The 12,906-nt window shown below is 42.6% G+C and carries 10 protein-coding genes; 8 read left to right on the top strand and 2 right to left on the bottom strand.

All coding sequences use genetic code 11. From position 1 onward, the window contains the following. The first annotated feature begins 167 nt into the window (after positions 1-167). From rpmB to panD, 7 genes are all read left to right on the top strand, one after another. Positions 168-404, top strand: a complete 237-nt coding sequence (rpmB, locus tag AC559H_RS01970) for a 50S ribosomal protein L28 (protein WP_026787250.1) — start codon at positions 168-170, stop codon at positions 402-404. A gap of 506 nt (positions 405-910) precedes the next feature. After that, the gene (gene hpsA, locus AC559H_RS01975; RefSeq protein ID WP_148292350.1) at positions 911-5,818 is read left to right on the top strand and encodes a hormogonium polysaccharide biosynthesis protein HpsA; all 4,908 of its coding nucleotides are present in this window, start codon (positions 911-913) and stop codon (positions 5,816-5,818) included. A 21-nt stretch (positions 5,819-5,839) separates the two neighbouring features. Further along, positions 5,840-6,484 (top strand): hormogonium polysaccharide secretion pseudopilin HpsB, encoded by a 645-nt coding sequence (hpsB, locus tag AC559H_RS01980; protein ID WP_026797486.1) that lies wholly within the window; start codon positions 5,840-5,842, stop codon positions 6,482-6,484. Positions 6,485-6,545: 61 nt separating this feature from the next. Further along, positions 6,546-7,520 (top strand): hypothetical protein, encoded by a 975-nt coding sequence (locus tag AC559H_RS01985; protein ID WP_052338680.1) that lies wholly within the window; start codon positions 6,546-6,548, stop codon positions 7,518-7,520. A 39-nt stretch (positions 7,521-7,559) separates the two neighbouring features. Further along, complete coding sequence (locus AC559H_RS01990) at positions 7,560-8,129, top strand: type II secretion system protein (RefSeq protein WP_026797485.1); 570 nt, start codon at positions 7,560-7,562, stop codon at positions 8,127-8,129. Between the two features lie 263 nt (positions 8,130-8,392). Next, the gene (locus tag AC559H_RS01995; RefSeq protein ID WP_043938747.1) at positions 8,393-9,061 is read left to right on the top strand and encodes a pilus assembly FimT family protein; all 669 of its coding nucleotides are present in this window, start codon (positions 8,393-8,395) and stop codon (positions 9,059-9,061) included. Between the two features lie 282 nt (positions 9,062-9,343). Further along, complete coding sequence (gene panD / locus AC559H_RS02000; protein ID WP_026787253.1) at positions 9,344-9,787, top strand: aspartate 1-decarboxylase; 444 nt, start codon at positions 9,344-9,346, stop codon at positions 9,785-9,787. 107 nt (positions 9,788-9,894) lie between these two features. On the opposite strand, the gene AC559H_RS02005 is transcribed toward panD, so the two are convergent. Next, on the bottom strand, positions 9,895-10,668 hold the full coding sequence (locus AC559H_RS02005; RefSeq protein ID WP_026797483.1) for an RNA polymerase sigma factor SigF: 774 nt from the start codon (positions 10,666-10,668) through the stop codon (positions 9,895-9,897). 472 nt (positions 10,669-11,140) lie between these two features. Further along, complete coding sequence (locus tag AC559H_RS02010; RefSeq protein WP_026787255.1) at positions 11,141-11,977, bottom strand: photosystem II manganese-stabilizing polypeptide; 837 nt, start codon at positions 11,975-11,977, stop codon at positions 11,141-11,143. A gap of 561 nt (positions 11,978-12,538) precedes the next feature. On the opposite strand from AC559H_RS02010, the gene AC559H_RS02015 reads away from it, so the two are divergent. Next, positions 12,539-12,898 carry a hypothetical protein gene (locus tag AC559H_RS02015; protein ID WP_036834084.1) on the top strand — a complete coding sequence of 120 codons (360 nt, stop codon included), beginning with the start codon at positions 12,539-12,541 and terminating at the stop codon, positions 12,896-12,898. Positions 12,899-12,906: the final 8 nt, after the last annotated feature.

A 12,906-nucleotide genomic window follows, 5' to 3' on the forward strand; every position in this document is an offset into this window, starting at 1 on the left:
CACACAATTTTTGGGAGAGAATGAAACAGCCCCTCGTGCACGGGGGGTTTGGGGGGCTGTTCCCTGCTATAAAATCAAAGGACTTTCAAAGCCACGGGATTGTTAGAACCAAAATTCTGTATAATGGGGGTTTGGACTTTTAAAACAAGAGTAAGCTGGAGTTAACCATGTCTCGGATTTGTCAGTTAACGGGAAAGAGAGCCAATAACGGTATGGCCGTGTCCCACTCCCACCGTCGCACCCACAAATTGCAGGAAGCGAATTTACAGTGGAAACGGATTTGGTGGCCCCAGGGGAATCGTTTTGTGAGATTAAAACTTTCTACAAAAGCGATTAAAACTATTGAACTGAAAGGGTTACAAGCCATGGCAAAAAAAGCAGGACTTGATCTGAATAAATTTTAAATGGGGCCGAACAATAGCCAGAACTTCCCTAACCCCCCCTAGACAACAGGGGGGATATTTATTTTGAGATTAAAAAATTGTGTAACCTCTCCCCCAGCCCTTTTCCTACAAGGAGAGGGGGAAGAATTTCTAATATTAAATCTCAAAGAGATTTAGGATCGATTACACCCCATTCCCTCGCAGGGAAGGGGGCTGGGGGGTTAGGTCTTAGGATTCAAAAAGGAAAAACTTAATATATCCAGATCCCGATCGCTTTTCAAAAAAAATTGGGCATTATAAATAATAGAGGAGAATCCCTAAACTGTATTTCTTACATTAATAGCAAGCGCGACTAAACTCGGAAATATCGGTATTTTTACCGAGGCGATTCTGGGGCAGAAATGCTAAAACTAAAGGTAGGGAGTTTTTCCCGTTATTCGCCATCACGACCATTCCAATTACAGGTTAGGTAGGCATATATTATGTCACAACATCACAACAACAAATTCTCTAATCCTATTCTGTCTTTGTCTCGCTCGATCCGGATTGCTTTTCAACGGATGACCCGGCGGACAATGCGATCGCTTCTTAGGGTTTGGATGAGGATCAACCGTCAAGATCGTTATGGTCGGGCGGGCTTTGTGTTGCCTACGGTGGTGATGGTTTTGTTAGTGGTGGTGCTATTGACCATAACTATTATGTTGCGATCGATGGATCGGGCAAAAATGGCTCAATATCGGCGGGTGGATGAACAAGTTCTACAAGCTGCAACCCCGGCATTAGATCGGGCAAAAGCTAAAATTGAATATTTGTTATCAGGAAACGATAAATCATTACCTAGAGAAACACCCTCTGATAATGAGTTGAGTCGGGCTTTAAATGATGTTTTTTATAACTTAGGTGATGAGCAACGCTTACAAATTCAGTATGACGTTGATGGCAACTCTACAATAGATGTAATAACAACTAATCAAAAACTCGAAGATCAAAACGCTATTCAAACCGCTTGGCGATTTCCGGTAGATACTAATAATGATGGGAAATTTGATAGTTTTACCTACTACGGGATTTTCTTCCGCAAACCTGGAACGGATAGAACTAGAAACCCTTTAGATGCTAGAACCCTTCCCATGACTCTAACTTCTGGGGTGAGCAAGGAATGTCAAGCTATTCTTTCCTCTGGAGGAACAGGGAGTTTGGTGGATGATTCCGGTTGGTCAAGGGTAAATGGCAACCTGAAAAAAGGATTTTTTGTTTATACAACAACTGTACCGATTACTCTAGCAGATATTACTGCGTTTACATTAGATACTACTAAATATAGTCAATTTCAAGGAACACCTAGCTTTTCAGCTTTAGAATATCAACTTGATGCAACACGGGTTCCCCTAACAAATAATGCAGTTCTTTATGAAGATGATTTAATTATTAATCCTGTTGCCACTAACTTAAACGGGCGGATTTTTACCAACAGCAATTTAATCGCTTCTCCTTCTAATACTAACGACGAATTGAAATTATATCAAGTTAGTGGAATTAACTCTTGTTTTTATAAAGAAGAAAATAGCAAGGTGATTGTAGCGGGTAACGTTATAAACGGCATAACGGATAAACCCACTGAAAACTATTCTGTACAGGTGCATTTGTACCAAGGAGCCGGAACTAACCCAACCACCGCTCAAATTACAACGGCTAATCAATCGGTCAGCACTGCTGTCAACAGTGCAATGTATGATGATGCTGAATATAAAAAGCGTCTCAGTGCTTTGATTGATGATTTGAGGGCTACTTCAGGAGATAAAGAAATTCTGGCAAGTAATATGCCTCCATCAGTGGAAACAGTGGTTCAAAAGAGGATTGCAGAAGATTCAACACTAAAACCCGATACAGTCCGTGAAGAAGAACTGAGGGCTTATTTCAAAGCTCGTATTCGGAAAGTTACACAAGTAGAGTCTAAAACGATTCCGGCTAAAGGTTCAGTGGCAAGAGGATTAGGAACAGAAGATTTAAGAGCCCCAGATCTTTGGATGTTGCCGACCAACGCAGCAGGAAACAGTACCTCTGGTGTGGCGTTTATTTCTGGCCAACTTCAGCAAACTGAACCGGAGACTCAGAAGACAAATGGAAAAGAAAACTATTTGGGCGATCGGGTCATCGCTGGAAATAACTTACCCGCCCTGAACTATGATTCAACCATAAATACCCGTTGGAAAGCCGCAGCAAATTTACCCATTACGGGCCAGAAATGGACTGACCCGAATACGGTGGATCGAACTCGCAGCACCCAAGTTAAACCCTTACCCAACTTAGGGGATACCAAACGAGATGGCTATTGGGAAAAAGCCGCAGCCCAAAAACCCAAAGCTCCATTAGATGCCATTGGTGGGTTACGGGTAATCACAGGTGCAGGAATTTATGAACGTAAGAACTCCTTTTTACCGCCCCCCTTATGGGATGATCCAACAATCCCAGGAGTTGAAGGGAACGCAACTTATGATGATCCCGCCACATCAGCAACGGAAACTTTTCCGATTGTCTGGCCGGATACAATGCCCATGTCTCCTGGTGTGGGTTCACAGGTTTATAACAACACGGGCTTATATAATGCCGATGGTTCTCCTAAGACTCCCTTTACTCCATCGTCTACACTTTGGGTTCCTTTCAGTGCCAATCCTACAAAATCCCAAGGTGACTTGCGGATGCGGGCAACGGCTGTTTATCACTATGCCTCCGATCCCTATGATCCTGTCAATAGCGACACCGATCAACAACCGATTGCCTGCGTTAGTAATTACTATGATCCAACCAATCGAATTACAGCCAAAAATCTCATTGACGTTGACGGGGGACTGGGAAAAGATACCACCAATGGTAAATCTAATAACGGTGTAGCCTACCCTAAACCCACAACAGCCAGACCGACTGCCGCTTCTTACAGTGCTACGACAGGACTCTATACGGTTTCCGGTGCGGCTGCGGAACTGGGAAACCAAGCTAACTATGTTTTCCCCGATGGTCGATTTGCTAATTCCGCCCTGAGAGATGCCTTAAAAACCCTATTCGACGGAGATGATCTGACCTTAGCTAATCAAGCGGCCATTGATAGCACCCTCTGTTCTTTAGATATTCTCAGTGGCGACATTACACCATCTGACGCGGTAATTCCTCATGGAGCGATTTCGGAACTTACGCTTTTAAATGCCAGAGAGGTCAAGGCAAATGAACCGGATGATCCAACAACAACCGTTGATGAAACCTTCACCCTCAGCAGTCGTCCTGATGTTGCTGCCGAGAAAGCGAAGTTAAACGCCAGCCCTACCCTGCCCCTGGAAGAACGGATGCCCCAGGAAGTTCGCGTGACTAAGATTGATTTAACATTATTGGCAAAAACAAAGATTACCCAAGGTGTAACTACAGGGCCAAAAGCCAGTTTAGGCAAGGGGGAATATCTATTACCCTTGAGTGGAATTATCTACGCTAGTCGGGATGATGCACTTCCCGATTTAAGCGCCCAACCCGACACCCGTGACACCCCTGCTGATCTCGAAGCAAGTGCGGCGGACTTAAAATTAGATCCTACCCGTCGCCCGAATGGGATTCTTCTCGCCAATGGTAGTTTAAAGCGTCCCTGGCCTCCATCTCCAGTTACAGTACAAGATGTTGTTCAAGACAAAGGACTAACTTTAGTCTCCAACTTGCCTGTTTATATTAAAGGGGATTTTAATAAACATACCCAACAGGAATTTACAGGCACTTTTAGTTGGACTTTTGCCGATTTCTATGGCCGTGCAGCCAGTGCCCTCAATCCTAACTTTGCTTGTCATGCAAAAGATCCAAGAATTCAAGCTGCGACCTTCAAGTGTGATACCGGAGACGATTGGCGTCCCGCTAACGTCCTAGCCGATGCTATTACCCTGCTGTCTGATAACTTCCGGTTTGGTTATCGAGATGAAGGGGATTTTGATCTCAGAAATAATGCGGGTAGCGCATTGATTGAAAAAAGCCCTGGTAATTGGGTTTCAGCAAAAACCCTTCGTCTGGAAAACGGTTTCTTGAATAATGACTATGCCATTAATGGTTTGAGTAGTGGGGGGCCAACAGGTCGCTTTGCTGATACTGGGACAAACGTTACCCCTAAAGATGAGAATTACCGTTCAACTACAACAGATACAGAGACATTTCTCAATAGTTCCTACTTCAATAACTTCGTTACTCCCATTCAGCGACGACTCGATAATAATCCCAAAGAGTTTCTGACCGAAATTTGTTTGAAACTGCCTGTTTCTGCTTGTCTAGCTAATGACTGGGTGATAGTTCCAAATACTAAAATCCCAGGCAAAGCAAAGGATCTACTTGCTACCACTGTCGATAACTTATTATCAGGTACAACGGCAAAGCCACCTGATAAAGATTATCAACGTTTTCCGCGTCGTGTTGCCTTTGAACGGAATGCTAGTAATCAACTGGTTTTGAATAGTAATCTACCAAAACCCTTGGGAATTAATAATACTACTCTGGCTATTACTAACGATTTTGCTAATATTAGAGCCGATCAACCTAATACTCTTTGGTTCCAAACTCGTAACGGAACTAACCGCACTAACGTAGGTACTAATCCTTTGTGGTACTACAATCCAACAACACCTGCTACGGCTATCACCGATTTTACTACCTCGCCTTTATACACTGATTTAACCAAACAACCCCTGTTAGTTCCCGTCCTGCAAATTCATGCCACTGACTCCACTACTACAACAGGTACATTTGTTGTAGGCAATAATCCAGGAGGGACTACAAACAATCGGTGGGCGATTCCGGCTGCACCGAAGACGGCGACTAACTTGAACGAGTTTAACTTAGTCATGGCAACTGGAGACATTCCAGCACGCCCTAGAGACAACAATGGCGGTTTACAAAACTTACCCCGCTTCCTAGAAAACTGGCAATTTCCAGAGCAAACGGCGACTATCGCGGGTGCTTTTATTCAGACCAGTCGCAGTTCCTACGCTTCCGCTCCCTACTTTAGCCTCATGGATAATAATCCCGATCCCCCCAATCCCGACAATCCCCCCAATCCCCCCTACGCTAAACGTCCACCTGCAATATTTGGGAATGATGCTGGTAATAACAACGCGAGTCGATACAGAATTAATTCAGGGGGTGGTAAGATTGGCTACTTCTTACTCCCGAAACGGGAATGGGGTTTTGATGTCGGTCTGTTATCTCAGCCACCGGATTTATTTGCCCAGAAATTCTCTCTACCGGATGAAAGTATTGACCCCGATGAATATTTCCGCGAAGTTAGCCGAGATGATGATTGGGTTAAAGGGTTGTTGTGTTCTAAGGTCGCACCGTTACCAACCGCTACCCCCGGAACGATCTCCACAACCAGAGCAATACCCGGTCAAACTTGCTCTGCTAAATATGGTAGCTAAGTTTTATAGGAGGAAAAGGTCATGTTTTTAAAGCAACGCCCACTCAATCAACGCTCACCTTCTCAAGAAGGCTATACCATCCTTGAGGGACTCATGGCGGTAATTGTTGTATCTGTCATGTTGTTAGCAATTGGCCCCGTTATTGCCTTCTCTGTGGGGACTCGCGTGCAAGCCAAACGAGTTGAACTGGCAACTCAAGCGGGAAAAAGTTATATTGATTGGGTGAAAGCTGCTTCTGATCCCAATGCAATAAAAGAAAGAGCACCCAAACAAACTGCAATTACCGCTCCAGCAACAGGTGATTTAACAAGTGATTGCACATCAAAAGATGGTTATTGTACAACAACCGATAAAAAATTGTACTGTGTAAATCTTGATGAAACAGCAGGGTGTCAAACAAATAGCCCTGTTGATATGGTGGTTCAACCCATTATCATCATTCCTGATGCTACGAAGCCAGAAAAAGGCTATGGAATGCAAGTTAGAGTTTATCGGGCTAACTCTTTTGCCCCTGGTGTAACGCTTCAGTCACCTACTAAGTCGGACAGCTTAACAACGAATGCGTTAGGTAATCGTGGTTTGCCTTTAGTTATGATGAAAACTGAAGTTTTACCGTCAGATGCAACCTTTGAAAATCTTAGAGACCGACTACAGGGTACACCTTGACCGTAATATTTTAAGTCTAACTTAATTCACATACTTTTCTTAAGTTAATGGAGCAATAAAAATGAGTATCTTTCTAAAATTATTACTTAAACATCAAGTTAGGTCAAATCCGGCAAAATTTGATCGAAACTATCAAGTCAAGGGCATGACAATGATAGAACTGTTAGTGGGTACAATTATTGCTTTTATTGTGATCACTCCTTTGATGGGAATGGTGCTTGGTCTATTAAATGATGATCAACGAGAAAGTGCCAAAGCAAACACCGAAGAAGAAATCCAATCTGCATTAGATTATATTGGAGAAGATGTTAGTCAAGCTCTCTATATTTATGTGAATCAAAAACCTAATCCAATAACAACAGGAGCGCCGATTGATGAAATTAAAAGTCTAAAAGATAATGGTTTTTTACCGAATACTGGAACTCCTAATAATGAAAAACCTGTTCTTGTTTTTTGGAAACGAAAATTAGTAGAAGATTCGGTTCCAGTAGATTCTGCTGTACTGCCTAAAGATTGTACACCAACGACCTGTAATGATACCTACGTTTTATCGTTAGTCAGTTATCAATTACTTCCAGAAACAGATGACAAATCAATTTGGTGTCAACCTTCAGGATCAACTTGTCCTAGTCGAATAGTTCGGTATGAAATTTCTGATGGGTTAGCAAAATCTGATGGAACCTACTATACAAAAGACGACCTAGGAACAGACGAAAACCCAAACTTGAGAAGCTATTGGAAGGGTAGTAAGGATAATCTACCCTATAATCCTGATTTTACTCTGTCTAAACCTTTAGAGAATGTTACTGACGCAGCGACAATAGCCGATGTCACACAAACTGTTTTAGTTAACTACATTCAAGATTTCAAACTGGATGATAGCTCAACAAATGACTTAGCTAAATTAACAATTCAGGGAAATGCACTAAGACGTAATGATGCTAATGCGGTTTGTGATCCTATTGCTAACCCTAACTCACCCTATTGTCCAAAATCATCAGTTCAATTGCGAGGATTAAGTGGTCTGGGAAATTAGAATTAACTCAAATTATTAAATAATCAAAAAGGATTAATTATGAAAACTCAACAAATATTAAATAAGCTGTTAATAAATCGGTTAAAAAAAAATCCCGTTCAATCTGATCAGGGATTTACCCTAATTGAATTGTTAGTTGTGGTTTTAATGATTGGCGTTTTGAGTGCGATCGCCGCCCCCAGTTGGCAAGCATTTACTACCGGACAACGACTTAAAACAGTTAATAATCAGGTATTTCAAGCGATTAAATCAGCCCAAGCTGAAGCAAAACGGAAAAAAGGTGATGTTACTCTAACATTTAGTGTTCCTCCAGTTGATCCACCTACCGTTACTTATAACGGTAATGTAGAGAAGCTCAATGTTTCTGGTGAAATTAAAGCAGGAACTATTAAACTTGTTACAGGTGCAGGAGATACGACAGTAACCGCCGATTCAGATATTGTTTTTGATTATCGAGGAAGTATCAAAAAAATGACTCCTAAGCAAGAATTGCCCTTCATAGCAACAGTCTCCCTTCCTGATGGCAAAGGTAAACACTGTACCATTGTTCAAACTCTGTTAGGAGGAATGAGAACCGCAGAAAAAACAGATTGTCCCACCCCTCCCTAAATATTGAAAGAATGCGATCGCGTAGCCGCCATCTTGCAACATTGCAATTATAGCAATGGGTAAATTAAGCTCAATCCCTGTCAGGATAGCCACAAAAGCTACCATAACTCCGTAATTTCACTGATTGATTAAAATTTCAATGTTCAAAATAATTTTAAAAGATCCGTAATTCTCCCGTGGTCAAAGCCCCTGATTTTTTGCAGACTGGTAGTTAGGTTCGCTCAGAAAACATAACTACTTTAGTTAAAATCAGGTGTGCTAAAATGATCAATCAAAAAAAGACCAGCGATCGCTCCTTAACCTCCTCTAATAGCGGATTTACCCTAATTGAACAACTAATTATTATATTTATAATTGGTGTTCTAGGCGCCATTGCTATCCCCAGTTGGTTAGGTTTCATTTACCGCCATCGTCTCGCCTCCTCCACAGGACAACTGCAATGGGCATTCAAAATGGCTCAAAGCGACGCCAAACGGGAAAAAACCGCATGGCAAGTCAGCATCCAAGAAACCCAAGAAACCCAACAAACCCCCAAAACGATTAAATTTGCCCTCCATCCCGCTAGTATCCCCCCAGTTCAACTCCCGGCTGGCAGTTGGCAAACCCTAGAACCCGGTATTATTATTGATGATAAACAACCCAACCCCAAGGGCAAACTCGAAACCAGCCTGCGTAAAATTAACCCAACCACCAACAAAGTCACCACATCAGGCACAATGTACCGCACCCTGTTCAACTACAAAGGCTGTCCCGTCTACTTCCCCAACGACGAATGCACCCAAACCAGTTTACAAGCGCTCGGAACCATCACCCTGAACCATCCCGACCTCGGCAACACTAAACGCTGCGTGATTATTTCCACCGTTCTCGGTGTGACCCGCATTGGAAAGGAAAACACCAAACCCAATACTAATGATCGCTATTGTTATTAACTAAACAGCCCTGCCCCTAGCCCCCCGTGCACGGGAGGTTTGGGGGGGCTGTTCCCTGCTATAGTACCTGTGTAATCAAATTAAGCAATAATCTCGTTGCTTTCATCCCAGACCAGATCCCCCTAAATCCCCCTTTTTAATGGGGACTTATCAGAAAAATGGGTTAAAACCCCTAAGTTCTACTTAGGCTTTTTGATGTCACTATCCTAGATGTCGGGCCGGGTACAGGTATTCTGATTTTCTAAAAACTCTAATTGTACAAATAAATCAAAAAGGAAAATAATGGGTATAATCAAACTAATGCACGCAAAACTTCATCGGGTCAGGGTTACAGAGGCAAAGCGTGACTATGTTGGTAGTTTAACCATAGACTCAGACTTGTTAGAAAAGGTAGGAATGTTACCTTTAGAAGAAGTACAAATCGTCAATATCAATAATGGCAACCGTTGGTCAACCTATGTTTTACCAGGTGAAGCAGGTTCTGGCATAGTTTGTCCAAATGGTGGGGCAGCACTGCTATGTCAGAAAGATGATCTACTAATTATTTGGGCAAATGAACAATGCGATCGCTCCGAAATCTTAAAAAATGGACACGAAGCGAAAATAATCGTGGCTGATGAAAATAATCATTGTCAAGAACTTCTCTATCAAACTCTAACTCCAAATCAAGGAAGTGTTGAATTTCACTCTTTGCCAGGAATTCCAGAAGGTCACACATCGTCATGATCCGCAAACCCCGTAACTACAGTAACCAATTTGCCCATAAATTTCAGGTACATTCAGTTGACACTCTCACCTTTATACGGTGAGAGTGTCAATTCCCAAAAACTCAACTACTCACCACCAGACATCATTTTCTGCAAAGAACTCAACCCCTTTTTCACCCGACGGGAAACCGTCACCGAACTAATACCCAAACGTTCGGCCGTTTCCTTCTGGGTTAAATCATACAGAAACACAAACTCCAAAACCTTACGGGTTCCGTCCTCTAATTTAGCCAAAGCCTGCTGGACACGAATTTGATCCTCCTGCGCCAACTGAAAACTCCGATAACGACCATCGGGAACCATTTCCCCTAAACAGGTCGCTCCATCTTCCCCATCCATAATCGGAGCATCCAAACTCAGCACAGAACGGTTGCTATTAGCTAACCTAACCTCATTCCACTCATTCACAGAAATTCCTAAAACCTCCGCCACTTCCCCATCCGTAGGCGGGCGCTTGAGTTCTAACTGAAGTTGTTGAATTACCTTCACCGATTGCCGTTGTAAGGTCAACCATTGACGGGGAACCCGCACCGACGGGCTTTTATCCCTTAAATAGTGTTGAATTTCCCCCCGAATATAGGGAATCGCAAAGGAACTAAAGGCATGACCTTTCGACAGGTCAAATCGCTCAATTGCACGAATTAAGCCAATACAACCGACTTGAAGTAAATCTTCATAACTTTCCGTACATTGGTTCACCCAATGGTGTACCTCCTTACGCACCAATCCAATATTTAACTGAACAATCCGGTTACGGATATCCTTGGAAGCAGACTGTTGATATTGGTGTAACAGTTCTAAACTTTCTCCCCTAGGGTAATTGACAACTTGAGTAGGCATGACAATATCCTGCGTTGGTAGGGCTGGCTAATAAGTTCCGTATCAATCTTGACCACACTAGGCTTTAATGGCATGGGAGGTTAGAGGGTTAGCCCCAACATGGGGGGGACTCTGAACCTATATTTAATAGTCAATGTGAGGTCGCTGAAGCACTAAACGAGGACTTTTAAGCCATCGGCTAGAAGCCTAGCTTTAGCAAATTTATATACACTATTATGGCTAATAACATATTATTGTAGCCCAACTTACAGGGTTAACGCAAGATATTTAGAAAAATTTGATTAATATTTCCTGAAATTGGGAACTATATATATTCACTTGGCGAAAAATTTTTGTGTTAATTCAGGAAGGCTGAGGGCTGAACCCTTACCTACCACCAATCAGTGATTAAGTCCACAAACCGGAGACAGGCAACTGTTGATCCCCCATTCTTCCTGGATCAAATCAGGACTTAATTCAAGGATAGATCAGCTTAGGAAGCAGTTTCAATCCGACCATAGAAAACACCCCGAACTTTCACAGCCAAGGATTCCTTCGCACCCAAATCATCATCAGAAGGCTGTTCACTTTCAAAAATTCCAGCCACCTCTCCGGTTTCGCCGTCAATTTTAGAAACTTGTAAAGAAATCTGACCCGCTTTAACTTTGGTATCTGCTAACTTGACATTAGCAGTGCTTAAATCGGCTCCATCGGCGGTTGCAGGTAAAGCAACGGCGTTGTCATAGCCAGCATTCACCCCACGGGCTTTAGGATCTAAGAAGTTTGCGCCTCGATAGGAAGGAACGTTAAAATCCCCGCGTAAATCGGTAGAAGTGTTGATACTGGATAATCCCGGTTGGGAACTCGCCACTAACCCTTTAACCGTGAACAAGAAAGGAACTTCTTCACCACCGGGTAATAAAACCGTAATCGGTTGGAAATCCATCCCATCTTTTTCTTCAAAGGTGAGTTTACCATCGGAACCCACCAGCAGGTTACCCCCAATTTGATCTAAGCTATAGGTGAATCGGGTTAATAAACGACCCGGAACAAATTCAGCTTCTTTGCGTTTGTTGGTAGATTCTTGCTTGACAAAATAGCTGGTGGGTTGCAGACACAAACCACTGATACTGTAGGACTTACCACCATCAATCGCAATAGAACCCCGGGCTGTTTCGGGTAAAGTCGGACAGTTCACAGCTAATCCTGTATTTCTAATGTCATCATAGGTCAGTAGCTTCGGATCTTTAGCCTCTGGGCCATCAGAACAGGCTGTAAGTACAGTTAAACAGATTGCTAATAGTGCAGCAACCAAAGCTCGATATCTCATTGTCAACCTCAAATATGCAAAATTGATATTTGATACTCCCCAGGGCTGAAGCCACGGGGATTCTTGAATGAATCCGAAAACTCTCAAAGGCGCTATCAAATCACCTCTACACGCTCAAAACAACTACCCTTATAAAAGATATTGCAATTGCGCTTACTTTTAGATCAGGAAATATTGAAGGCGGTTGAAACCGCAGCCACTTTCCTCCCCATGTCTAAAGCCAGGGGCTTCTCGCTCGTTTTTTGGTGAAATTAGGTTTGTGGCGAAGAAAATCGTTGTTGGCGACCTAGCCACAAGTCTTAACACTTCTAGGGTTGCGTTCTCGAACTCCTCGGTACAAAGACGGGAGGAATTTTGTTTCAACGGAGTTGTTCACGTTGAATCACCGGAGCTATTTGGTAGCTGAATCTTAACCCAATAGTGATTCTACACCATACCCGTACAAGGCTCGTGACTGTTTTTCTGACGAAGTACAAATTTTTCAACGATAAGTTAAACTAATTAAGTTAATTTATTGACCGCCCTCTCTCATTGGGTTTTTGGCAATGATAGATTTCAATTATGGACAATTCCACTGAATTTGATTCACAAGCTCGGTCAACTCAGCTTGAATTTCTGGCAGAAAAGGTTTTAACCTTAGCCACAACCGCCGAAGGAAACCCTCTGGAAATTTTAGCGGTACTGAGAATTTTAGAACAGTTACACCAGAACATCCGAGAAAGTTTATTTCAGCAATCTTTACCCGATAGTCGTCAAAAACTCTATCATTTATTACGAGAAATTGAATCTAAAGGGGGTTGGCCTTATATTCCTCGGAGTTCTCTCAAATCTATGATGGAAAATTTACATCGGGAATTTCCAGAAGTTACATTAGAGGAGGAAGTTGATCCAGATGGGGAGGGTAACAAAAATCAGGATTAAGTTCAGAA

Origin of the sequence: Planktothrix prolifica NIVA-CYA 540 (assembly GCF_963864145.1) — a bacterium.
Classification (GTDB): Bacteria; Cyanobacteriota; Cyanobacteriia; order Cyanobacteriales; family Microcoleaceae; genus Planktothrix; species Planktothrix agardhii.